This window comes from Pedobacter nutrimenti (genome assembly GCF_003208655.1).
Lineage (GTDB): Bacteria > Bacteroidota > Bacteroidia > Sphingobacteriales > Sphingobacteriaceae > Pedobacter > Pedobacter nutrimenti.
On sequence record NZ_QKLU01000005.1, the window covers coordinates 236663 to 260073 of the forward strand.

General features: G+C 42.4%; 18 protein-coding genes and 1 tRNA gene. 9 read left to right on the top strand and 10 right to left on the bottom strand.

Features of this window, described 5'->3' with window-relative positions; all coding sequences use genetic code 11:
* Positions 1-13: 13 nt before the first annotated feature.
* Genes B0O44_RS15900 through B0O44_RS15935 form a run of 8 tightly spaced genes read right to left on the bottom strand, consistent with a single transcriptional unit; the run spans position 14 to position 9674 of the window.
* Positions 14-2467: a TonB-dependent receptor gene (locus tag B0O44_RS15900; RefSeq protein ID WP_110832652.1), complete on the bottom strand. Its 2454-nt coding sequence runs from the start codon at positions 2465-2467 to the stop codon at positions 14-16.
* 43 nt (positions 2468-2510) lie between these two features.
* Positions 2511-4484 (bottom strand): M56 family metallopeptidase, encoded by a 1974-nt coding sequence (locus B0O44_RS15905; protein WP_110832654.1) that lies wholly within the window; start codon positions 4482-4484, stop codon positions 2511-2513.
* Between the two features lie 29 nt (positions 4485-4513).
* On the bottom strand, positions 4514-4912 hold the full coding sequence (locus B0O44_RS15910) for a BlaI/MecI/CopY family transcriptional regulator (RefSeq protein ID WP_245943680.1): 399 nt from the start codon (positions 4910-4912) through the stop codon (positions 4514-4516).
* A gap of 59 nt (positions 4913-4971) precedes the next feature.
* Complete coding sequence (gene bioA, locus B0O44_RS15915) at positions 4972-6237, bottom strand: adenosylmethionine--8-amino-7-oxononanoate transaminase (protein WP_110832656.1); 1266 nt, start codon at positions 6235-6237, stop codon at positions 4972-4974.
* Positions 6234-7223, bottom strand: coding sequence for a biotin synthase BioB (gene bioB, locus B0O44_RS15920; protein ID WP_110832658.1), 990 nt, complete (start codon positions 7221-7223; stop codon positions 6234-6236). Before bioB ends, bioA begins: the two co-directional genes overlap by 4 nt.
* Before the next feature lie 38 nt (positions 7224-7261).
* Positions 7262-7879, bottom strand: coding sequence for a dethiobiotin synthase (gene bioD / locus B0O44_RS15925; RefSeq protein WP_110832660.1), 618 nt, complete (start codon positions 7877-7879; stop codon positions 7262-7264).
* A 5-nt stretch (positions 7880-7884) separates the two neighbouring features.
* Positions 7885-9024, bottom strand: a complete 1140-nt coding sequence (locus B0O44_RS15930; RefSeq protein ID WP_110832662.1) for an aminotransferase class I/II-fold pyridoxal phosphate-dependent enzyme — start codon at positions 9022-9024, stop codon at positions 7885-7887.
* Positions 9024-9674 carry a hypothetical protein gene (locus B0O44_RS15935; protein ID WP_317047154.1) on the bottom strand — a complete coding sequence of 217 codons (651 nt, stop codon included), beginning with the start codon at positions 9672-9674 and terminating at the stop codon, positions 9024-9026. Before B0O44_RS15935 ends, B0O44_RS15930 begins: the two co-directional genes overlap by 1 nt.
* A 20-nt stretch (positions 9675-9694) precedes the next feature.
* Here B0O44_RS15935 and B0O44_RS15940 point away from each other — a divergent pair, with 20 nt between their 5' ends.
* Positions 9695-11179 (top strand): aminotransferase-like domain-containing protein, encoded by a 1485-nt coding sequence (locus tag B0O44_RS15940; RefSeq protein ID WP_110832664.1) that lies wholly within the window; start codon positions 9695-9697, stop codon positions 11177-11179.
* Between the two features lie 124 nt (positions 11180-11303).
* Positions 11304-11374 (top strand) — tRNA-Cys (locus B0O44_RS15945).
* A gap of 5 nt (positions 11375-11379) precedes the next feature.
* Here the strand turns inward: B0O44_RS15945 and B0O44_RS15950 are convergent.
* The gene (locus B0O44_RS15950; protein ID WP_110832666.1) at positions 11380-12795 is read right to left on the bottom strand and encodes an MFS transporter; all 1416 of its coding nucleotides are present in this window, start codon (positions 12793-12795) and stop codon (positions 11380-11382) included.
* Between the two features lie 107 nt (positions 12796-12902).
* Here B0O44_RS15950 and B0O44_RS15955 point away from each other — a divergent pair, with 107 nt between their 5' ends.
* Together B0O44_RS15955 and B0O44_RS15960 are read left to right on the top strand one after the other, a co-directional pair.
* Complete coding sequence (locus B0O44_RS15955; protein WP_110832668.1) at positions 12903-13832, top strand: helix-turn-helix transcriptional regulator; 930 nt, start codon at positions 12903-12905, stop codon at positions 13830-13832.
* A 157-nt stretch (positions 13833-13989) separates the two neighbouring features.
* Positions 13990-15927, top strand: a complete 1938-nt coding sequence (locus tag B0O44_RS15960) for a KUP/HAK/KT family potassium transporter (RefSeq protein ID WP_110833050.1) — start codon at positions 13990-13992, stop codon at positions 15925-15927.
* On the opposite strand, the gene B0O44_RS15965 is transcribed toward B0O44_RS15960, so the two are convergent.
* Positions 15921-16718: a helix-turn-helix domain-containing protein gene (locus B0O44_RS15965; protein WP_110832670.1), complete on the bottom strand. Its 798-nt coding sequence runs from the start codon at positions 16716-16718 to the stop codon at positions 15921-15923. The genes B0O44_RS15960 and B0O44_RS15965 overlap by 7 nt on opposite strands.
* 83 nt (positions 16719-16801) lie before the next feature.
* Here B0O44_RS15965 and B0O44_RS15970 point away from each other — a divergent pair, with 83 nt between their 5' ends.
* The 5 genes from B0O44_RS15970 to uxuA all read left to right on the top strand — a co-directional run bounded on the left by B0O44_RS15970 (position 16802) and on the right by uxuA (position 23198).
* Positions 16802-18127, top strand: a complete 1326-nt coding sequence (locus B0O44_RS15970; RefSeq protein ID WP_110832672.1) for a TolC family protein — start codon at positions 16802-16804, stop codon at positions 18125-18127.
* A 1-nt stretch (position 18128) separates the two neighbouring features.
* Positions 18129-19190 carry an HlyD family secretion protein gene (locus tag B0O44_RS15975; protein WP_110832674.1) on the top strand — a complete coding sequence of 354 codons (1062 nt, stop codon included), beginning with the start codon at positions 18129-18131 and terminating at the stop codon, positions 19188-19190.
* Positions 19187-20782: an MFS transporter gene (locus B0O44_RS15980; protein ID WP_110832676.1), complete on the top strand. Its 1596-nt coding sequence runs from the start codon at positions 19187-19189 to the stop codon at positions 20780-20782. The genes B0O44_RS15975 and B0O44_RS15980 overlap by 4 nt, the downstream gene beginning before the upstream one ends.
* Positions 20783-21062: 280 nt before the next feature.
* On the top strand, positions 21063-21908 hold the full coding sequence (locus B0O44_RS15985; RefSeq protein ID WP_394340874.1) for a S66 peptidase family protein: 846 nt from the start codon (positions 21063-21065) through the stop codon (positions 21906-21908).
* 114 nt (positions 21909-22022) lie between these two features.
* Entirely contained in the window at positions 22023-23198 is a 1176-nt protein-coding gene (uxuA, locus tag B0O44_RS15990; RefSeq protein ID WP_110832681.1) for a mannonate dehydratase, read from the top strand.
* Positions 23199-23411 lie beyond the last annotated feature (213 nt).

The window sequence follows — 23411 nt, forward strand, 5'->3', positions numbered from 1 at the left end:
GCGTGGTTAGTACTTAATTTTTTACACGGTTTTGTTCTGCTTCGGCACCAGAGGCATCGTGCTTGCGATTGTTGGAAATGGCTTTTCCAAAACGGTAACTGAAACTGAGTACTGCATTTCTGAAATCGCCTCTGTTCCGCCAGCTGGCTTCTGCATTGGCCAGGTTGTTAATAACTCCGGTATAAATTCGGGTCCGGAAAATGTCGTTGATGCTCAGTTTTAAAGTGGTACTCGGAGATAGTTTTTTCTGTATACCCGCTCCGAAATCATGAACGGAACCGATCAGAAACTGGACTTCCTTTTGCCTGCTCTGGTATCTGTAGTTCAGTTCTGCACTCCAGTCTTTGCCAAATTTAAACTGTACATTTCCGTTTGATCTGAAATAATCACCGTTTGTAACCAGAAAGCCTGTGTAAAAATTGGTTTCAGAATGAATTTGTCCGTACTCGGCATAGACATGAAAAGTAAGCCATTTGGTGATGTCTAGCCCGCCGTCCATGGCAATGCTTTTTTGTGTCCTGGTACCAATATTACCCGGACGACTGTAATAAATACCATCTACAATTTCTATAGTCTCATTGAAATCGTCTTTTGTTTTACTATATCCTATTGTTGTGGTGAGTTTGTTTTTGTAAGTATGGCTTAATTCCAGACTTTGGGTAAAGGCGGGTTTAAGAAATGGGTTTCCGACATAATAAGTAAATTTATCCAGTGGATTAAAGAAAGGGTTCAGGTCCTGATAATAAGGCCTGTCGATCCTTCTGCCATAATTCAGCCCAAACTGATGACGGTCCATGGTATCGAGTTTATAAGAAAGATATACGGTTGGGAACAAGCTGGTGTAGGTTCTTCTAAAACTGGAATCGGGTTTTAGGACATTTCCAAGCTGATGGCCATCTGAAACAGTATTCTCCAGTCTTAATCCGGCCTGAACAGAGAATCTTTTCCCTTCTTTTCGCAGGTTAATATAGCCCGCATTGATGTTCTCTTTGTAAATAAAATGATTGCTTTTCTCGTAATCTGGTGAGGTCAGCCCTTTATAGGTGTAGAGATAGGTCGCGGTATTATTGGTTTTAATGTAACTGGACTTTACACCCGCATCCAGCTTCCATTCCTTGTTTAAAGGTTGTGAGTAATCTGATTTAAAGGTATAAATGTCAATATTGGAAGGCAAATCGCCATTAAGCCTGTCCTGATCAGTCAATTGGTTGTTTCCGGAGTAGGTATCATTATAATAGGTTTGATCGGTTTGATTTCTGTAAACCAAATAATCTGCATCAAAAGTTAATTCTTTACCACTTTTTCCAAATTTATGTCTGTAATTTAAATTTACAGCACCATTTTTATAATGGATATCGTCGAGGTTTTTTGCCTTGATAATAGAGTAGGGTTGATGATCAAGATTTAGTAAATTACTGGTATTGTCGTTGATTTGGGAAGAGATGCGGTTCATTCCGGTCAGGACAATGCCCCAGGTGGTATTGTCTGACTGATAATAGTCCAAACCTGTTTTAATGTTGTAAGTATTCCCATGTCTTTTAAAGTAAGAATTCTGATTAAAATAGGATTTTGGGCTGCCATCACTGTTTTTGTAAGTTCTGTTCAGGTCCAGATCGGTAAAACTGTTGTTGAGGTTATAACTGAGATTCCCAAAAATATTCACCTTATCCTTGTAGTAATTAAAGTTAAAGCTGTTGTTGGACCTGGTTTTTTCCCCTTGGGTCAAGCCCAGATTTAAACCACCATTAAAGCCCGAAAGTTTGCTTTTTTTTGTTTTGATGTTAATAACCCCTGCATTACCAGCAGCATCGTACCTTGCCGGAGGGTTGGTCATGATTTCAATTTGGTTAAGGGCAGAAGAAGGTAGGGAGCGGAGGTAATTTTCCAGATCTGCCCCGGAAAGATAAGTAGGTTTGTCATCAATGAAAATATTGACCCCTTGCTTGCCTTTGAGGCTGATGTTGCCATTCTGATCAATACTGATCCCCGGAGCGTTGCCCAGTACATCAAGGGCTGTTGTGCCTGCATTGGAAATCAGGGCATCTACATTGACCACTGTCCGGTCTATTTTCCGTTCCACAAAGGCTTTCTGGAAATTAATATTGACTTCTTTGAGGGCTTTGGAGCTGCTCATTAGTTTTAGGTCACCCAGATTCAGATTGCCTGTGGTCGTATTTAAATTAAGGGCAGTGCTCCGGTAAGTGGAATAGCCCATAGAGGAGACCCGGATCTGGTAAGTGCCTGGTTTCAATTGGTTAAAAATAAATTTCCCGTCATTTTCTGTAAACATGGTTTTTACCAGAAGGGAATCTTTTAGGGTAAATAAAGCGACCGTAGCCAGATCAAAAGCCTTTCCCTGGTCGTCCTTAATTTGTCCGGAGATAGAGAGGTTGTTCTGTTGGGCCAGGCTGGAAAATTGGGCAATACAAAGCCCTATGACAACTAAGGTCATTAATTTTTTGATCATCGGTCTGGAAGTTTAGCGGTTAAGTATCGTTCTGGGTTATGGATTAATCTGTGGTGGTGGTACTTTCAATTTTTCTGTTGACGTTGTCCCTGAGAAATTTCTGAACATATCTTTTATGGATTTGCGCTGGCTGGGTGACGCCGTTGACGATCAGTTCTTCTTTGTCAAACTTAAAGGACAGGTTTCTGGTTTGGCTGATTACCCCGTCTGTTAATAAAGTCCTGGCAATGGCATCGGCCATAGAGGGTTCTTTTTCCGGAGTTTTTGTTTTGGCTAAAGCAGAAGTACTTGTATTTGATGTGCTAAGGGAGGAACTTTTTCGCGTTTTGGAAGTGTTATTGTCTCCGGCCCTGTAACCCGCAGGACGTGTAGGGGGACTAGGAGGTGTTGAAAATGTTGGCGGAGTCGGTGGTGTTGGTGGGGTTAATGGGCTCGGTGGTGTTGGCGGCGTCGGTTCAGTTGGTGGGACCGAAATTTCTTTCCTGTTGTATTTCTCCTGTTGTTTTGTATAAACAGCCATTTCCCTGGCATATTGATTGGCTTTTTCTGCATATTTATTTGCATTTGCAGCCGTCTTGTGACTGTATTCAGCGATCAGTTGGTTGTAATGTTCAATGTCTTTGGCGTAACGCTGATAATCTTTATTGTAATTGGCATTGGAGTTATGTTGTGCCCTCAAGGCTTCTGCTTCCGCTCTTTTTTGCTCGGCTGCCATCCTCAAATCTTCCTGTGCCATCCTGATCTGCTCCTGTTTGAGCCTGATTTGTTCCTGATGCAGCCTGATCTGTTCCTGTTTATGCTGTACTGTAGTTTCGTTTTGGTATTCTTTGTGCGTGGCTGTTGTTGTTTTATGGGCACCGGGTGTAATTGTTTTTGAGGTTTTGGTGCTGTTGATTTTTCTGGTACTGTCCTGCAAGATTACAACAGACTCCAGGGCTTTTTCCTTTTTAACCAATTTGACAGGAGCAGTTTTGCTGTCCTTTGTAAATGCTGCAGTGAGCAGAACCGAGGAAATCAATACGATGGTCAGTACTGTTTTTTCGACTTTGTTCAATGAAGCACTTTTGTTAAAGACCATACGACTCACGCGCCCTAATAGCTGGCCTCTTTTTCCGCTGAAGGCCATTGCATATTCAGGGTTTAAACTTTGAAACTCCTGACAGGAAATTAAGGCTTTAATATAGGTTTGTTTATTATCTGTGCAGGTTAAAGCCAAATCATCGCAGCAATTTTCTCTTTCTTCGCGGATTAACCTGGAAATCCAAAGGATAGCCGGATTAAAGAAAAAGACGATTTCAATAAGACTCTGTAAAATGTTAACCAGATAGTCCCTGCGTTTAATATGTGCCAGTTCATGACTTAAAATAGCTTCCACTTCAGCTAAAGAAAGACCATTGAGCATACCAAGGGGCATCAGGATCACCGGCTTTAAATGTCCGGCGGTCATCGGGACTTTGGCAAGCCCCGATTGCAGCAGGCGAATGCTTTTTTGCAGGCCCAGTTTTTCAGACAGCTCTGTTATTTTATCTTCCCAATAACGGCCCGGGTCAAATACATTGTTCTTTTTAAGGTAATGTACACTGTGCAGTCCGGCAACCAGCTGGATACATTTTGCGCAGATGATCAGAAACCAGATCATGACAATTTGATAGGAATAAAGACTCCATAAGTTCAGCACCTCTTTGGCCCGCTCGGCCAGACCTGATTCTGAAGATGGAATAACCGGAGGTTGGGCCAAAACCTGTGCAGGCGTGTTCATGGTGATTTGCGGCAATACGGTTTGTTGTTTTGGTGCATCGATAGAACGGATGAATACCAGCCCCATGACCAGGACAAAAAGGCATAGTGTGGCCGTGAGCAGGTTATAGCGCAGACGGGCACTGCTTTTTTTAGTGAATAAAATGATTGCACTGGTCACAAGGGCCAGAAGAATCCCTATCCAAAGCGAATGGAACAAGGTAAGTCCCAGCGCGTTTACCCAGTTAGAGGGGAACAGGTTTATAAATTGAAATTCCATAATTGTGGTTCTTAAATTATTCTGAATTCTTATTTTTTATCTAAATGATCCAGCAGGCTTTTAATGGCCTGAAGATCTTCTTTTGAAGTTTTTTTATTGCCCATCAGCTGCATCATCAGTTGTCCGGCGGAGCCATTATACATCGTATCAATAAACTTTTCAAGCAGGAAATCCTTTGTCTTCTCTTCTTTTTCGGCCACATGATAGATGTGTTTCATTTGGCTTTCATCTCTTTTTAAAATGCCTTTTTCGGCCATGATCTGCATGAGCTTAAGGGTAGAAGTATAATTGACTTCCCGTTGTTCATTGAGCTTGTCATTTACAAATCTTACCGTCGAAGCACCAAAAGACCAAAGCACCTGGAGGATTTCCAGTTCGGCTTTGGTCGGTTCGAAATTCTTTGTTTCTTCCATTTTTCCAGCTTTCATGTTATAAAGGTAGGAAAGTTTTCGTACGAAACAATACTTAGGTAAAATATTTTTTAAAATTACAGAATATTTAACGCTTTTTCTATAGTAAAGTAGATGTAATTCAAGTCTTTGTCTGTAATGCAATAGGGAGGGAGCAGGTAAATGATATTTCCAAGGGGTCTTAGTAAAATACCATTCTCAAGAAAATAGGTATACAAGCGGTCCCGGAGATCGTGGAAATAGGATGAATCTGTACCCGTTTCCCATTCCAGTGCAAGGATTGTCCCCAATTGACGGATCTGCTTTACTTTAGGGTGATTTTGGATGTGCTTTCTAAATTGCCTGTGCTGCTTGCAAATCCGGGAAATATTCTCTTGTGTTTCTTTTTGGAGCAGCAAGTCCAGACTGGCCAGTGCTGCCCTGCAGGCCAGGGGATTGGCGGTAAAAGAATGACCATGAAATAATGCTCGGGTTTTGTCAGCAGATAAAAAGGCTTCGTAAATTTCAGCACTGCAGGTGGTGATTCCCATAGGCATCGTACCGCCGGTTAATCCTTTGGAAAAGCACATCAGGTCGGGTGCCTGCCGGAGGTAATCGCAAGCAAAATGGCGTCCTGTTCTGCCAAAACCGGTAAAAACCTCATCCTGTATCAACAATATCCCTTCTTGATGGCAATGTACAAGCAATTCATCCAGTGCTGCGGGTTCGTGCATGAGCATGCCGGCCGAACCCTGAACTAAAGGTTCATAAATAAAACAGGCGGTATCTGTGGCATGGGTAGAAATAAATGTTTTTAAGGCAGCCAAATTGTCCTGATTTGGTGTGTCGATAAACATAACGTCAAATAGCAGGTCTTCAAAGGCTTTTGTCCAGGCACTTCTTCCGCTAACAGACATGGCACCAAAGGTGTCTCCATGGTAGCCATTTTTAAAAGCTATAATTTTTTGCCTGACCTGGCCTTGATTTGACCAGAACTGCAGACACATTTTTAAGGCTACTTCTACAGCTGTGGAACCATTGTCGGTATAAAAAACTTTCGTTTGTTTTTCGGGAAGTAGTGCCAGCAAGGCCTCTGCGAGTTCAATTGCAGGTTTGTGCGTAAAACCAGCAAAGATGACCTGTTCGAGTTCAAGCAGCTGCTCGCTTACTTTCCCGGCAATATAGGGGTGGGCATGTCCATGAAGGGTAACCCACCAGGAGGATACAGCATCAATGTAACGCTTTCCTTCATCGCTGTACAGGTAAGCGCCCTGCCCCCTGAGAATTGGAATGGCAGGCGGGGCGCTTAACATTTGTGTATAGGGATGCCAGATGCTTTTCTGGTCCCGCTGGGATAAGGTCATAGGGCAGCTGGTGTTTTTTCCCTGTTCATTGGCCTCAGTCCAAGGGTTTCGAACATTTTTTTATCTTGTTGTAATCCGGGGTTTGGTGTAACCAGCAGGGTTTCACTTTCACTGGTGAAAATAGAATTTGCACCGGCCATAAAACACCAGGCTTGTTCTTCTTCTGTCATCTCAGCACGGCCCGCACTTAAACGGACAATGGATGCAGGCATTAATATTCTTGCCGTGGCAATCATTCTGACCATTTCCCAGGTGTCTGTTTTAGGAAGGTCACCCAGAGGGGTGCCTTTCACCCTGGCCAGTGCATTTACAGGGACTGACTCGGGATGTTTTGGCATGGTCGATAAGGTAAACAGCATGCCGATCCGGTCCTGGTGGCTTTCACCCAGACCAATAATTCCACCGGAACAAACCGTAATTCCTGCTTTACGCACATGATTTATCGTATTCAAACGGTCACCGTAGGTTCTGGTCGTGATGATTTCATCATAATAGTTTTCAGAGGAATCCAGGTTATGGTTGTAAGCATATAAACCTGCCTCCTGTAAACGTTTTGCCTGGTTTTCTGTAAGCATGCCCAGCGTACAGCAAACCTCCAGGCCCAGCTCATTCACACCTTGTACCATTTCAATGATCCGGTCAAAATCTTTATTGTCCCTGACCTCGCGCCAGGCAGCAGCCATACAAAAACGGGAAGAGCCTGCTGCTTTAGCCCGGCTGGCAATAGATACCACTTCATCCCTGGACATTAAGGCTTTGACTTTAATGTCTGTATGGTAACGGGCAGCCTGACCACAATAAGAGCAGTCCTCGGGGCAGCCACCGGTTTTTACGGATAAAAGAGTGCAAACCTGTACTTCTGAGGCTTTATGCCAGGTTCTGTGGATCGTAGCGGCCTGGTAAACCAGGTCCATTAAAGGCTGATTATAGATTTCTTTGATTTCGTCCAGGCTCCAGTCGGTCCTGATGTTTTTTTCTGTTGTCATTGCTTTTAAATTTTTATTTAGTCTGAGCAGGTGTCCCGTTAAAGAATTGGTACACTAGCAGCACAGGCTAAAAGGGTTTGTTTGTTGAGGATATCAAATTCAGGCAGTTTTACCGCTTGTATATGGGCAGGGAAATGAAAACGCAGAATTTCTTCTGTCTGGGGATCCATTTCACCATTAAAAACGATTTGACGGATGGGTATATTTCTGCTGGTCAATGCTTCCAGAGAAAGCAGGCTGTGGTTGATGCAACCCAAATAGTTCCGGATCACCAGTACCACCTCACATTGTAAACACTCGATCAGGTCGATCATTAAAAAAGAATTGGAAAGAGGGACCATGAGGCCCCCGGCCCCCTCGATAACCAGCTGGTTATGGGTATGAGGTTTCTTGAAATCTTCCCTGCGGACCTGAACCCCTTCAAAATGAGCAGCTTTATGTGGGGAGGCGGCCATTTTAAACCGGAACGCTTCAGGATGAACAATACTTTTTGTATTTGAAATGAGTTTTTTTACAGTAAAGCTGTCGCTTTGTTCCAGATCTCCGGCCTGAACGGGTTTCCAGTAATCGGCTTTGAGCTGCTCGGTAAGCAGGGCCGATACAATCGTCTTTCCGATTCCGGTGCCTATGCCTGTAACGAATAAATCTTTGTTCATAATTATTAAATAGGCAAGGGGTTTTGAAGTAAATAATGAGCGAGCATTTCAATTTCTTCAGCACTATTGTAACTGTGCAGGCAAATGCGAAGTCTTTCTGCGCCTGGGGCAACCGTCGGACTGAGGATCGGCCAGACCGCCAAACCCATTTTTCGAAGTTCCCTGCTGGCCTTTTTAACGGCTTCATTGCCAGGAATAAGCACAGGTTGTATCGGGCCGCTTTTAAGCCTGTATTCAAATGCCGTACCCACAAATTGGTTTTTAAAAAATTCTGTTTTTTGGTTTAACGAGGTTTGTAATTGCCTGTTTTGATGCAGATATATATAGGAACAACGGATATGGAGCAGTTGTTCAAATGGTAAAGCTGTGCTGTAAATAAAGGAACGGGCAAAATTGATCAGATAATGGTACAGCAGTTCGGGCCCAAGAAGAACTGCGCCATGACCACCCAGGGCTTTTCCAAAAGTCAGCAAAGTTGCAAAGACTTCTTTGCTTAAACCCAGTTCATAGACAAGGCCTTTACCAAATACACCGAAAGCATGTGCCTCATCTACCAGCAACAATGCGCCGTATTTTTTGCAGAGCCCGTTAATTTCTTTCAAAGGGGCAATGTCTCCATCCATTGAATAAAGGCTTTCTACGGCTACATAACAAATGCCTCTTGCGGCCTTTAATTTTTCTTCGAGACTTTGAAGGTCATTGTGTTTGAATTTAAGTCTTGTTGCAAAACCAGTTCTGCAGCCATCAATCACAGAGGCGTGGATCAGTTCATCTGTAATAATGGTATCTCCCTTTTGAGCAATTGCAGAGAAAAGGCCCAGGTTGGCCGCATAACCTGAATTGAATAATAAGGCCGTTTCTGCGCCCTGGGCATCGGCAAGATAGTGCTCCAATTCTTCTGCAAAAATTGAATTTCCTGAAATCAGTCTTGAGCCCGTAGCACCCAGTCCCTGAGGTTTGTACTGTGCTCTGGCAGCTTCTATCTGTCTGAACAACGCTTCATTCCGCGAAAAACCAAGGTAATCATTGGAGCAAAAATCCGTCAGTCCCTGTAACAAGTCCAGTTTTCGGAACAGGCCGTTTTCTTTTCGTTGCCGGAGTCTGCTGCTTAAAATTTCCATGGATTTAGCAAGTGCTTTGGACATCAGTTGATCGCTTGTTGCATGGCCTTTACCCAGTTTTGGAACAACTGCTGTTCTATGGCGATGATGTGGTCTGCATGGCTTTTCCAGTCCTTTGAAAAATGCTGAAGCTGTGCGGTCATTTCTTCCAGATGCCCTGCTTCTTCCAGAATGATGGATTTAACGGTAATTTTATTTTGTGCTGCGGTTAATTCCTGTTGGTAAACCGGATAAAGCTCGTCTGCGCGAAGTTCTATCACATAAGTGACAAACAGGTAGGCTGCATAACGAAGTTCATTTCCGCTAAGGCCGAGCTTGTTTTTTAAATATCTGGAAGTTGAAATGTCCAGTTTATGCAGGTAAAACCGACTTTCTGATGGAGCAATTAATTCTTCTGGTGCATAGGTGGCACAAAGTTGTGGCCCTAATTTGTCCAGCTGTTTTTTGAGGTAGTAGGCATGACGGTGTTCTTCTGCAGCATGCTTTAAAATCATTCTGTTTACACTTTGTGGATGCTCACTTGCCGAGATTTTACGGGCGCCGCTGTTTTCCATATAAGATAAGGTGTTTAGAAATTTAGCATGCTGGATGTCGTTGCTGATCAGTGATGCAATTAATTGCTGAAGTGGCATATTCTTTTTTTCTTCAAAATTACTACCTTGCCGGATGGTCAAAGTGCTCCAGTTTTTAGTTTATGAGTAGTCCGGTTAAAATACCCTTCAAAAGTTTAATACATCTTGACAGAACGTCAGGTACTGCGGTTTACCTGCAAATTGCTTACCAGCTGATCAATGCGATACAAAGGGGGGTACTGGTGCCTGGTATACAACTTCCCGGAAGCCGTTTGCTTTCTGAAAGCCTTGAAGTGCACCGTAAAACAGTTATTGCAGCTTATGATGAGCTGGATGCCCAGGGTTGGACAGAGATCAGGCCGAATAAGGGAACTTTTATTGGTACAAAATCACCGGTAAAAGAAGCGGATCCCTTGAAGTATAATAAAGAATTTCTGGCAAGCTACCCGCAGTCAACCGGTTATGCTTTTAAAAAAAGCATGTTGCTTGACCTTCCTCAAAGAATAAAAGGTAATGGGCTGGAATTTACTGACGGTTTGCCTGATGTTCGTCTTGCGCCACTGGACCAGCTTTCCAGGGTATATGGCACCAATCTGAAAAGAAGAAGTAATCAGAAATATTTGGGGTATTCTTCTTCTGAAGGGAGTGATTATTTTAAAGAAATGCTGGCGGCATACCTGAACAATACACGGGGACTTCACATTTCGAAAAATAACGTGATGACCACCAGGGGTATAGATATGGGGATTTATCTGGCAGCTGATTTATTATTGGAAGCGGGTGATCTGGTCGTGGTAGGTGATTTGAGTTATTATGTGGCCAATATGATTTTTCAGAAAGCAGGAGCCAGGATGATTTCTGTTCCGGTAGATGAAGATGGGATTTCGGTGGATGCTGTACGGCAACTTTGTAAAAAGCATAAAATAAGAATGCTATATCTTACGCCCCATCATCATTATCCCACTACAGTGACATTGAGTGCCAAGAAGAGGTTGGAACTGTTAAGTTTGTCGGTGACTTATGGTTTTATTATTCTGGAAGATGATTACGATTATGATTTTCATTACAGCAGCAGTCCGGTTTTACCACTGGCCAGTGCAGATGGAAATGGAATGGTGGTTTATATTGGTTCTTTTTGTAAGTCACTTGCTCCGGGTTTCAGGTCTGGTTATCTGGTCGCTCCGGAAAATCTCATTACTGAATTGAGCAAGCTCCGGGGGATTGTAGACCGGCAAGGGGACGTACTGATGGAACAAGCTCTGGCGGAATTGCTGGAAGAAGGGGAAGTTCAAAGGCACCTGAAAAAAGCCCTGAAGATTTACCATGAGAGAAGGGACATTTTTTGTGAACTGTTAAAATCACAGCTGGAACAGGAAGTTTCTTTTTCTGCTCCACCAGGGGGACTGGCCATGTGGACCAGATGGAAACCTGGCTTGAACCTGATGCGGATCAGTAAAAACTGTGCAGCAAGAGATCTGTATTTGCCCCAAACTTTGTTGTATCAGACAGAAAGTGTAACCGCGATGCGGCTTGGTTTTGGAAATTTGTCTGTGAAGGAGCTGGAAAGTTCGGTCGAAATTTTGACCTGGGCCGTTAAAAAAAACTAAATCTTTTGTCTTTTTTAAAAATTAAATGTCTGGTATTTAGTTTGTTTTAATAAATACTACTAATTTAGTAGTATTTATTATTTAATCTTTTTATATTTGTCCCGGTGTTGCTAAAACACAATATAGTCATGTGGCCGAGAGGAGAGGTAGGGGTCTGCAAAACCTTCCACGGTGGTTCGAATCCACCCATGACGTCGAAATTAAAGGTGCGTTTTTTGTTTTGTTCTTTTTATAAGCACCAGTCCTGTGGTAAAGGCAAAGAGCTGCAGGACAACCAGGACCCACAGTACGTATTGAAAGGAAAGGCTATAGGATTTCAGACTATGGTCCTGACCGAGCACCTTAAAAAAAATACTGCCAATTGCGGCTACTCCAATGGCAGCACCAATCTGGAGTGTGGAACTGATCAGTCCTGATGCCAGACCAATCAATTTAATTTCGACCCGTTTGAGGATAATCCTGACCAGGGAAGAAATAATTAACCCCATACCCGTGCCGCAGGCCATCAGCCCGGCATAAAACGCCGGGCTGATGATTTGGTTTTTGTACAACAGTAGAGCAAGAACAGCAAATCCGAAGACATAACAGAGCAACCCAATGTTTAAAATCTGGTCGCCGGTATATCGGCTTAACGGGGCCGCATAAAGGGAGGAAGAGATAAAACCAATACCAAATGGAAGGATGGCCAGGCCTGCTTTCCAGGCATCCCAACCCATACCGTCCTGTAAGAGTAGGGCAAAAGCAAGATAAAAAATACTGCTGCTGTAGAACAACAGACAGATGATCAGTCCAAGATTAAAATGATGGTTTTTAAACAAACGGAAATCCACCAGAGGAATTTTTCCCTTTTTATTCAAATGATTTTCATAAGCAATAAACAAGCCCCCGCAGGGGATACTCAATAAAGCACTGATAAAGGTCCATAGGGGCCATCCGCTTTCCTGTCCGCGGGTTAGGGGATAAACCAGTAAACCAAGGGTAATAGAAAGCAACAGGACACCCAGGTAATCAATAGTGGTTTTTTCAGCGGCCCGCTGTTCGGGTAAATATTTTGCGGAACCCAAAAGGGCAAAAATGCCCACGGGAATATTAATCAAAAAAATACTTTGCCAGCCCAGTCCCATCAGGTTCAGGCGGATTAAAGCAGCTCCGAGCAGCTGACCTGCCACCGCCGCAAGCCCAAATGTAAAACTGTACAGGCCCATGGCAAAAGGCTGTTCTTTTTCTGAAAAAAGAACACGGATAATGGAAATGACCTGGGGAGCCAGGATAGCTCCACTAATACCTTGTAACATTCTGCCCAGGATCAGTATGCCGCTGTCGGTGGCAAAGCCACAAAGAGAAGAGGACGCGATAAAGCCTGCCAGGCCCAGCATAAACATTTTTTTTCGTCCGATAAGGTCTCCCAGTCTTCCTCCTGTAATGAGAAATACCGCATAAGCAGAGGCATATAAAGAGATAATGAGTTGAATTTCGGAGGGTTTTGCCTGCAGGTGATGTTCAATGGAAGGGAGAGCAAGATTTACAGCATAAAAGTCAACAGGAGGAAGGAAAGCTCCTGTTAAAAGAGCCGATAAAGCAAGGTACTTGTGGGATTTAGGTAAAGCCTCAATCATGTTGTTTATAATTGTTCTAAATAATGTGTATTTTTGAACAAAAGTGAGCAGTTATTGAGGGTTGTGATTAACGGGAAAAGAATTAATAAAGACGTGAAAGGGTTTTTATGAAATATGAAATGAGAATGGGGCAGCAGGTGTACCTGGTCGGAGACTGTACAGATTCTGGTGTTTTGCAAAAATCTGAGCAATCTGATCAGGATGGATTTAAGATGGATTTGCACAATATATTTCTGGATAAAGGGCATTTGAAATGGGGTAAATATCAATCCCCCAAACCAAAATCTTATACAGTTGTACCGCTTGTGGACTCAGTTGTATCTCATTTCTGCTTGTCTGGTTCATGTTTAACCGAAGATCATCAAAAACTCAATATGAACCAGGGCCAGTTTGTTGTTTTTAAGGAGCAGCGGCAGGAATATCATCATGAGGTTTTTACAAATGCCAAGGGCAAAGGCGCATTTTTTGAAATTTCTATTGCTATGGAGTATTTTGAATCCTGGTTTGGAACCGAAGTGTCTTTTTTGGATGCCGTAGATCTTCAGAAAAAGGCTTTTATAAATCCAAAAATGCTTTCGCTCCTGACCGAGCTTGTAGGTTGTAATGAATATAAGGGGGCTTTGAGGAAATTATATCTGGAAAGCAAAATGGTCGAATTGCTTTTGTTACAATCCCAGCTGCTGCAGGCAGAAAAAACGGATGGTACTTTTAAACTCTATCCCGGGGACAGAGAGGCTCTCTTTTTTATAAAGGATCATCTGGACATTCATTTTATGGAAAATTGCTCTATCCTTTCGCTGGCACAAATGGCAGGAATTAATCAGACCAAACTTAAATGCGGATTTAAAGCCTTGTTTGGAGAAACTGTCTTTGGTTATATTACCGGGCTCAGGATGAAGGCAGCAAGACAGTTATTGTTGGAAAGCCCGTTACAGATTGGTGAAATTGCCTTCTTTTCAGGTTATAAACATACACAGCACTTTACTGCTGCTTTTAAAAAATACTTCGGATATCTGCCCGGATCGCTTCGCAGGTGATTTATCCCTGTTGTTATAGAATTCTCAGATTAATAGATATTTATGCTTGCTGGTTGAAAGAAAGGACTTGTTTTTTTCCTTTGAAATTATTCAAACAAAAAGTCTTCATAATAACTTTTCTATTTATACCTTTGGCCACTTTAAAAAAAAAGGACGCATGTCAAATCATAAAGATGTCAATAAACTATCCGCCGCTGGTTTATTAATCAGCCTTGGTATCATCTACGGCGATATAGGTACTTCACCATTATATGTTTTTAAAGCAATCATCGGAGAAAGGCTCATTACTGCCGATCTGATCCTGGGTGGGTTGTCCTGTATTTTCTGGACCTTGACCCTGCAGACCACGATAAAATATGTTGTCATTACCCTTCAGGCAGACAATAAAGGGGAGGGGGGAATTTTTTCCCTGTACTCCCTGGTCAAAAGAAAGGCCAAATGGCTAATTATTCCGGCAATGATTGGCGGGGCGGCCTTACTGGCCGACGGGATTATGACGCCTGCGGTGACGGTATCTTCGGCCATTGAGGGTTTAGGTATTATTTATCAGGATTTACCCACAGTTCCTATTGTGCTTGGTATTATCCTGATCCTGTTTGTTTTACAACAATTTGGAACATCTTTGGTGGGAAAGGCCTTCGGACCGGTCATGTGGCTATGGTTTACCATGATTGCAGTACTTGGTCTGGTCTATGTTGCGCAGTATCCGGCCATCTTAAAGGCAATCAATCCTTATTATGCTTATCATATTTTAACCACCAACCCGGAGGCTTTTCTGATTATCGGTGCGGTTTTTTTATGTACCACTGGAGCAGAAGCCCTTTATTCAGATCTTGGACATTGCGGACGTTCTAATATCCGGATCAGCTGGATTTATGTAAAGCTCTGTCTGATTTTGAATTATATGGGACAGGGGGTCTGGCTTTGGAAACTTCAGGGCACACACCTTGGTGATGTGAATCCTTTTTACCATTTGATGCCGGACTGGTTTTTGATCTATGGCATTTCGATTGCCACAGTTGCTGCAGCGATTGCCAGTCAGGCTTTGATTTCAGGTTCCTTTACGCTGATTTCAGAAGCTGTACGTTTAAATCTGTGGCCTAAAGTGAAAATCAATTACCCAAGTAACCAAAAAGGACAGCTCTATGTGCCTTCAATGAACTGGGTATTGTGCGTAGGTTGTATCATTGTCGTACTGATCTTTCAAAAATCTACAAATATGGAGGCTGCTTATGGTTTATCCATTACCGTAGCGATGCTCATGACCACCATTCTGGTTTCGATTTTCCTGATGCGCAAAAGAGTCCCTATGTACCTGATTGTCATCTTTCTGACCATATATGGAGTGATTGAGCTGACCTTCCTGGTGGGAAATGCAGCAAAAATTCTTCACGGAGGCTGGTTTACTGTTTTATTGGGGATGTCTTTGTTCTCGATCATGTATGCCTGGGCCAACGGGCGCCGGATCCGGAACCGTTATATGAAATTTGTGGATATTGAAAAGTATTATCCGATCCTGGAAAAAATCAGTGAGGATACCAGTATTCCTAAATATGCTTCTCAGCTGGTGTATCTGACCAGTGCAAATTTTAATTCCGAAATTGAATCTTCCATTATGTATTCCATTATCCAAAAACTGCCTAAACGGGCAGATGTCTATTGGTTGCTGCATGTGGATGTGACTGATGAACCTTACACCATGGAATATAAAGTAGATCCTTTAATTGCAGGAAAACTGATCCGGGTGGATTTTAAACTGGGCTTTAGGGTGGAGCAGCGCATTAATGTGCTTTTTAGAAAAGTGGTGGAAGATATGGTTAAAAATTCTGAAATAGACATTACCAGTAAGTACGATTCTTTAAGAGAACATAAAATTGCCGGGGATTTCAGGTTTGTGGTGGTGGAAAAAGTGATGTCTACTTCATACAGTTTGAAATTTATTGAAAGGTGTACCATGGTTTATTACCAGATCCTGAAAGCCTTTAGTGTTCCGGAGGAAAAAGGTTTTGGACTTGACCTGAGTTTTGTGACTGTTGAAAAAGTCCCTCTGGTGGTCGATATTCCAACTGATTTTGAACTGAAAAGGATTCAGTAAGTTTTCCCGAAATCTGAAGGCCGGATATTGGTCAGCTGATAAAAGGCCTTGCTGAAGGCCGCCAGACTATTGTAGCCTGTTGCATAGGCAATTTCACTGGTTGATTTTTGGGTTTGCAGCATCATCTCAATGGCACGGACCATTCTGAGCATTTTCAGGTATTGCAAAAAAGAAATGTTCATGACTGCCTGAAAAAGCCTGGAAAGTGTCCTTTCAGCGATCCCAAATCTTTTACTGATCTCTTCTAGGCTGAGCGGCTTATGAAAGTTTTGGCTCAGGTAAATAATTATAGGTCTTAACCTTTCATTCGAGGTGGTGGGAAGGGTAATGGGGAAGGCTCTGACACTAAGTTGGGGCAATACATTTTTAAGGGAAGATAGAAATTGAAAGGGAACAATATCGGCTGGCTGAATATGTCCGTTCCACCTCTCTGTAAAAACTATCATTTCCAGTAACAGGTTATTGACTGGGTAAATGCCCATGTTGTTATAAAAGGGGTCCTTATCCTGTCCATCATGGTAATAATAAATATTTCTGGTTACGGTGGCCTGGTGACGTACTTCCAGGTAATGCTCTAAACCGGAGGGGACCCATATGTAATGTCTGGCGGGTATAATGTAACTGATGTTTTTGGTGTGGATGTAAGCAATTCCCCCCTGAACATAGGTGAGCTGGCCTTTTACATGAGCGTGCGCAGGTAGTTTCCTTTCGATTTTTTCATGAAGCACATAAATGCTATCCGGGTTGCTGTCTATCGCATGAAGATATTCTTCGGTTTGCAGGAGGTTCATTGGCTGGAATGGACAAATAATTGGCAATATAGATAAAATTACAGGATTGGCTTCTGTTTACCTTTGCACATTCTATAAATAATATGTATTCCTTTAAAAAATATTGCGCTCTTTTATGGCTCTTCTTTTTAAGTATAAATTGTACCAAAGCTCAGCAAAATCCAGTTAAAACGCATCTTTCCCTTGCTGAGGTATGGAGCAGGGCCGAAGTCAACAATAAAAATATAAAAATGCAGGACCTTCGGGTCGAGGTGGCTAAAGAAGGGGTTAAAGATGCCAAAGCCGAACGTTTGCCCGATATAGAAGCAGAAGGAGAATATGCCAGGGTTAGTAATATGCCTGTCTATGACAATGGTCTTTTTCATGCCCACAGCCAGTTCGAAGTAGTCCATACTTCTTATAGTTTCGGAGCAAAGGCTTATCTGAATTTGTATAATGGTCATAAAACCAATCTGAAAATAGAAACAGAGAAAGAAAAAATGGCCCTTGCCCAGGAACAATTAAACCTTAGCCTCTCGGAAGTCAGGTTAAAAGCAGCCGCCTATTATCTGGACCTTCAAAGAAGTTACATTTTTAAGGCTTTAATGCTGAAAGATATACAGGACCAGCAGAAACAACTCGAGGAGATCAGGCAGCTGATGAAAAATGGGGTGGTCCTGAAAAGCGATGTGCTGCGGGCAGAACTGAAATTGTCCCGCCAGAAAATGTCTCTGATCCAGATTCAAAATGATATCACCATAGTCAATCAGAAACTAGCGATTCTGATGGGGGAGCGGGATGATTTTTATACCGAACCGGATGCTGCGGGTCAGCAGGAACTGAAGGTAAAAACTTATCCGGAATACCTCGAGGAAGCTATAGATCATTCTTATGAGTACAGGATCTCCGAAAAGGAAACCGAGCTTTCCAGGTTGGAATTAAAGAGTGTAAAGGCAAATGTATCTTTTAAACTGGGCCTGTTTGCAAATTATGCCTATTCTTATCCCCAGATTCAGTTTTACCCTTATTCTATTGCCATGTATGGTCTTGGTTTGAGCGGTATTAAAGCAAGCTTTCCAATTTCTGCTTTTTATCACAATAAACATAAAACCAAAGCAGCAGAAATAGCCTACCTGCGTCAGGAGGTAGAACATGAAGAGACCTCCGATAGAGTCCGTCAGCAGGTGAAGGAAGCTTATCTGCGATATAAAGAGGCGGTGACTAGAATTGAGGTTGCAAAACAGAATATCAGTCAGGCAACAGAAAACCTCAGAATTGTAAACAATACGTATTTCAACCAGCTGTCGCTGCTGACAGATCTGCTGGATGCAGATACACAATTGCTGCAAACCCGCTTTGATCTTGCTGCTGCACAAATTGCAGCCCAATTACAATATTATCAATTACAAAAAGCTATAGGTAACCTTTAACATGCGCGCTAAGAAAAAAAATTATACCAGAACCGATCAGTTGATCACTAAAATTACCGCCTGGATTGCCGGCATTATTGTTTTGATCCTTGTGGGATGGGGCTGTATTTCCCTTTGGGACCTGTACCACTATGAAGAAACCAACGATGCCCAGGTAGAAGAGTACATCAATCCGGTAACTTCCAGGGTGACGGGCTATATCCGAAGTATTAAATATGAAGAGAACCAGGAAGTGAAAAAAGGAGATACTTTGTTGATTATAGATAATAGTGAATATAAACTGAGTGAACAGGAAGCCGAAGCGGCTTTACTGAATGCGGAAGCCCAGATCAGGGTAATGGAAAGCAATGAACAAACCACTGCAAAGGTGGCTGATGTCAGTCAGTCGCAAATCGCTTCGGCGAAAGCAAAACTTTGGAAGCAACAACAGGATTATGATCGTTATCTTAAATTATTTAAAGTTGAATCTGCCACACTTCAGCAGCTTGAAAACAGTAAGGCCGCTTTGGAGGTCGCAAATTCTGAGTATAAATCGGCATTGAACAGTTACCAGGCATCGGTTTCAAAAGTAAATGACATTAAATCGCAAAAAGATGTTTATCTGGCCGAGATCAAAAGGAGGGAAGCTTTATTGAAAAGAAATAAGCTTGATGTTGGTTATACGGTCATTACTGCACCTTACCATGGAAAAATGGGAAGAAGGACCATACAGGAAGGCCAGCTGATCCAGGCAGGACAGACCCTGGCTTTTATTGTGGACCAGGAGGCTGGCAAATGGGTAATTGCCAATTTTAAAGAAACGCAAATTGCGGCCATGCATTTACAGGACAAAGCTTCCATTGAAACGGATGCATTTCCGGGAGAGCATTTTGAAGGACGGGTTGTTTCCCTTTCTCCGGCCACAGGTGCAAGATTCTCTTTATTGCCACCAGATAATTCCACAGGTAATTTCGTAAAGGTTGTACAACGTATTCCTGTAAAAATCAGGCTGACAGACGGGCATCAGGCAGAGAAACTCAGGGCAGGTATGAATGCCAATGTGATAATTGCAAAACATCAATGAGAAAGCCAGTCCCTGTATTTAAACACTGGGCTCCGGAATGGTTAATCCGGATCACGATTTTTCTGGTGATTCTTCCTTGCTTGCTCCTTTTTGGTCTATCTACAGCAAATGCGACGGCAGCCGCAGGTTTTTATGGGATAGAACCTGCAGATGTTCAGTATTCAATGATTTTGTTTTACGCTGCCGTGGCCAGTTTTTTTGCTTTGGAAAGACGTTTTTTTATTTATCTGGCCAGCAAGGAATACTTTATCGTGGGAATTGCGCTACAGGTACTGACGTCTTATGTTTGTTACAGGACACGGAGCTTACCGGTATTGTTTCTATTTCGATTTATACAAGGGATGGCAAATTGTGGTACCACAAGCATTTGTATTACTTTAATTTTTAGCAGGCTGGAGAACGAAAGATCAAGAGAAATTGGCTATTCTGTTTTTTATGGGATGTTGTTGTGCATTACACCAATATCCATTCTGTTGACAGCCCCTGTGGTAGATAACTTTGATTATAATTTTTTGTATAAAGGAATTATGTTTTGCTATGTCCCTGGTGCAGTTTTATTGCTGATGATCATGAATTCGGTAAGGCTGAACCGAAAAATCCCTCTATACCAGGTGGACTGGCCAAGTTTTGTGTTGTATGCTTTGTTGCTTGCCCTGATCGGATATGTGTTGTCTTACGGTCAGCAATACTATTGGTTACAGGATCAGCGGATACGCTGGAGTTGCATAGCCATTTTTTTTCTATTCTTGTTGCATATTTACAGGCAGTTAAAGCTCAAAAGGCCTAGCCAGAACCTGGAGGTTTTCCGGTACAGGAATTATGTGCTGGGCATGTTCCTGATTTTTGTGCTGTATATTGCAAGAGGTGCATTGACAATGACTTCTTTGTATTTTGCAAATGTATTGGGTATGGATCCTTTTCATATTGCTTACCTGATGTTGTCTAATATTATTGGAATAGGGCTGAGTGTACTCATTTCCTCCAGGTTACTGATCCTAAAAAGGCCATTAAGACTCATCTGGATTTATGGTTTTTTACTGCTGCTCGTTTTTCATGTCTGGATGGTCTTTCTTTTTAATGCACAGGCAGACGCTTCTTCCTTTGTTTTGCCATTGGTTGTCCAGGGGCTTGGGGCGGGGATGCTGATGACGCCGATCATTGTTTTTGCAATTTCCGCAGTGCCCGACCGTTTAGGGGGCACGGCCTCTGCAGTCGGGGTGTTTTTCAGGTTTCTGGGATTTTGCAGCAGCATTGCCCTGATCAACTTTTATCAGCTTTATAACAGAAGTAACCATATCAATCGTTTTCAGGAACAGCTCAGTACCCTGAATACGATTGCTGTTGACCGTATGGAATTTTATCGTAAAATGCTTGGTACAAAGGGGCTGCCCTCTGATCAGGCCACGAAGATCGCAAAAGGCCTGTTGAACCGTTCTGTGGAGGTTCAGGCGCAGATGAAGTCGGCCGTAGATTATTATACTTTTGTGAGTTATCTGCTGATTGGGGTGATCCTGATTATTGCATTGACGCCTTACATCAGCAGAACCATTGTTAACCTAAAATCCAGACAACCTTCGCCCATTTCCTATTAGAAAGATGAACAGCGACCAGATTTATTGACGGACCAAGGTATTTTGTTGTTTTTCATTATTATTGCAAGGAAGATTAACCAGACCAATAATCATGAACCGAAAAAAATTTTTGTCTTCTGCAGTGTTTGCTACGGCCGCATTGTCTTCGCTGGAAGGCTGGACAGCAGGGAACACTGTTAAAGAAGAAAGCAGATTGGTTTACCGGATTCCACCTTATCTAAAGAGCGGAGATGTGATTGGCATTACCTGTCCGGCCGGCTTTATTACCCTTGAGGAGATCATGCCTGCGGTTAAACTGATGGAAAGCTGGGGTTTTCATTGCAAAATAGGCAAAACTGTGGGCGCCAGGGATTTTACCTTTGGAGGAACTGATGCGGAAAGAGCAGCCGATCTTCAACAGATGCTGGATGATCCGGGGCTGAAAGCCATTATGTGTGCCAGAGGTGGGTATGGGGCAGTTAGGATCATTGACCAACTTGATTTTAAGAATTTTGTTTCCAGGCCCAAATGGATTATTGGTTTTAGTGACATCACTGTTTTGCATTGTCATCTTGACCGGAACTTTAAAATTGCTTCTCTTCATTCTAAAATGTGTAATAGTTTTCCTTCAGACTGGAGCCTGGCGGAACCTGTACAAATTGAAACCATACTTTCTATCCGACAGGCTTTAGCTGGTGATGACCTGAGCTACCTGGCGCCTTTTAATGCGCATAACAAACTGGGTTCTGCTGAAGGTTTATTGGTTGGTGGAAACCTGAGCATTATTGAAACCCTTGCCGGAAGTCATTCAGATTTGCAAACCGATGGAAAGATCCTTTTTGTAGAAGATACAGGAGAATACTTGTATGGCATAGACCGGATGTTCTGGAATTTAAAACGCAATGGAAAACTTTCAAAATTGAAGGGTCTGGTGGTTGGTGGTTTCAAACTTAAACCAGATGATCCAGGCGAGGAATTCGGAAGAACTGTCCAGGAAATCGTTCTGGAAAAAATAAAGGAATTCGACTATCCGGTCTGTTTTGATTTTCCGGTTGGACATCAGCGGAATAATGTTGCGCTGAAATGTGGGGTTAAACATTTACTGAAGGTAGAAGGGGACCGAAGCAGTTTAAAATCCATTGGTTAATTGATTTTATAAGCTTTTAGAGGGGTTCTACGCGGAAACGTTTCCGTAAATAATTAAAATTTTCAGGCTTCCGGCCAATCAAAATTTGAGTATTATTGAATTCAAACTGAAACTATGGCAATTAAACCTCATAAATTGATACAAACATGGCGCTGGTATGGTCCTTCCGATCCGGTTAGCCTTCAGGACGTTAAACAAGCGGGTGCAACAGGAATTGTAACCGCACTGCATCACATTCCACATGGAGAAGTTTGGCCTGTAAAAGACATTGAAGAGCGCAAAGCTATTATTGAAGCTGCTGGTTTGGAATGGACAGTGGTGGAAAGTGTGCCTGTTCATGAAGCAATTAAAACGCGTCGGGCTGATGCAGGAAAATACGTAGAGAACTACAGGGCCAGTTTAAAAAATCTGGCTTTATGTGGGATTAAAACGGTTTGCTATAATTTTATGCCCGTGCTGGATTGGACAAGGACTCAGTTGGACCTGACCATGACCGATGGCTCAAAAGCTTTATACTTCAACTGGACAGATCTGGCCGTGTTTGATCTTTTTATTTTGAAACGCAAGGGAGCTGAAGCAGATTATTCGGCAGTGATACTTGAAAAAGCAAAAAAAAGATATGAGGCCTTAACCGAACAGGAATTGGAGGAGCTGAGAATCAATGTGCTGATGGGGATTCCAAATGAAAAGGAAATTGAACTTTCTGCCTTACAGAACAGTATAGACGAATATAAAAACATTGGTTTTGAGGGATTGAGACAAAATCTCAGTTGGTTTTTAAATGAAATAGCCTCGGTATGTGAACAGGAAGGTGTTAAAATGACTATCCATCCGGACGATCCTCCTTATCCGATCTTGGGACTTCCCAGAATTGCAAGTACCAAAGCTGATTTTGAATATATTCTAAAGAGTGTAGACAAAGCTTTTAACGGCGTTTGTTTTTGCACGGGTTCTTTAGGGGCGGGACAATCCAATGATCTTTGTGATATTTTTGATCTGGTTAAAGACAGGGTGTATTTTCTGCACCTGAGAAACGTAACCAAAGATGAAGAAGGGAATTTTTATGAAGCGGATCATCTGGGCGGCGATGTGAATATGTATGAAGTGATGAAAGTGGTTGTTGCCGAAAACCAGCGCAGGGAAATACCAATTCCTTTCCGGCCGGACCATGGACACCAAATGCTTGACGATTTGAATAAAGTAACCAATCCGGGTTATTCGGCCATTGGACGTTTACGTGGCTTGGCAGAATTACGGGGATTGGAACTTGGAATTACCGGACTTTATTAAATGAAGTCCGGATGCTTTTTTCGCTTTCTTTAATCTGTTTCGGGTTTATTTTTAGGCCAATTTTAGACCATTGACTAGAAAGTGTAATATCATTTTTAGGCACTTTGAGGTCGTTTTTTCATTTTATGGTTTTTATTTTTCGTCTGGTTCAAAATTTAATTTTAAACCAGACGGACTTGTTAATCCTGTTTTTACCCTTTAGAATTGTGGTAT

Excerpts from the sequence above, each read along its gene's own strand:
- B0O44_RS15970 (WP_110832672.1), top strand. The coding sequence starts at position 16,802 with ATGTATTCCTTTAAAAAATATTGCGCTCTTTTATGGCTCTTCTTTTTA.
- B0O44_RS15910 (WP_245943680.1), bottom strand. The coding sequence starts at position 4,912 with ATGAAAGCTGGAAAAATGGAAGAAACAAAGAATTTCGAACCGACCAAA.
- bioA (WP_110832656.1), bottom strand. The coding sequence starts at position 6,237 with ATGACCTTATCCCAGCGGGACCAGAAAAGCATCTGGCATCCCTATACA.
- B0O44_RS15940 (WP_110832664.1), top strand. The coding sequence starts at position 9,695 with ATGAGTAGTCCGGTTAAAATACCCTTCAAAAGTTTAATACATCTTGAC.
- B0O44_RS15955 (WP_110832668.1), top strand. The coding sequence starts at position 12,903 with ATGAAATATGAAATGAGAATGGGGCAGCAGGTGTACCTGGTCGGAGAC.
- B0O44_RS15980 (WP_110832676.1), top strand. The coding sequence starts at position 19,187 with ATGAGAAAGCCAGTCCCTGTATTTAAACACTGGGCTCCGGAATGGTTA.
- B0O44_RS15975 (WP_110832674.1), top strand. The coding sequence starts at position 18,129 with ATGCGCGCTAAGAAAAAAAATTATACCAGAACCGATCAGTTGATCACT.
- B0O44_RS15965 (WP_110832670.1), bottom strand. The coding sequence starts at position 16,718 with ATGAACCTCCTGCAAACCGAAGAATATCTTCATGCGATAGACAGCAAC.
- B0O44_RS15900 (WP_110832652.1), bottom strand. The coding sequence starts at position 2,467 with ATGATCAAAAAATTAATGACCTTAGTTGTCATAGGGCTTTGTATTGCC.
- B0O44_RS15985 (WP_394340874.1), top strand. The coding sequence starts at position 21,063 with ATGCCTGCGGTTAAACTGATGGAAAGCTGGGGTTTTCATTGCAAAATA.
- bioD (WP_110832660.1), bottom strand. The coding sequence starts at position 7,879 with ATGAACAAAGATTTATTCGTTACAGGCATAGGCACCGGAATCGGAAAG.
- B0O44_RS15930 (WP_110832662.1), bottom strand. The coding sequence starts at position 9,024 with ATGTCCAAAGCACTTGCTAAATCCATGGAAATTTTAAGCAGCAGACTC.
- bioB (WP_110832658.1), bottom strand. The coding sequence starts at position 7,223 with ATGACAACAGAAAAAAACATCAGGACCGACTGGAGCCTGGACGAAATC.
- B0O44_RS15950 (WP_110832666.1), bottom strand. The coding sequence starts at position 12,795 with ATGATTGAGGCTTTACCTAAATCCCACAAGTACCTTGCTTTATCGGCT.
- B0O44_RS15960 (WP_110833050.1), top strand. The coding sequence starts at position 13,990 with ATGTCAAATCATAAAGATGTCAATAAACTATCCGCCGCTGGTTTATTA.
- uxuA (WP_110832681.1), top strand. The coding sequence starts at position 22,023 with ATGGCAATTAAACCTCATAAATTGATACAAACATGGCGCTGGTATGGT.
- B0O44_RS15905 (WP_110832654.1), bottom strand. The coding sequence starts at position 4,484 with ATGGAATTTCAATTTATAAACCTGTTCCCCTCTAACTGGGTAAACGCG.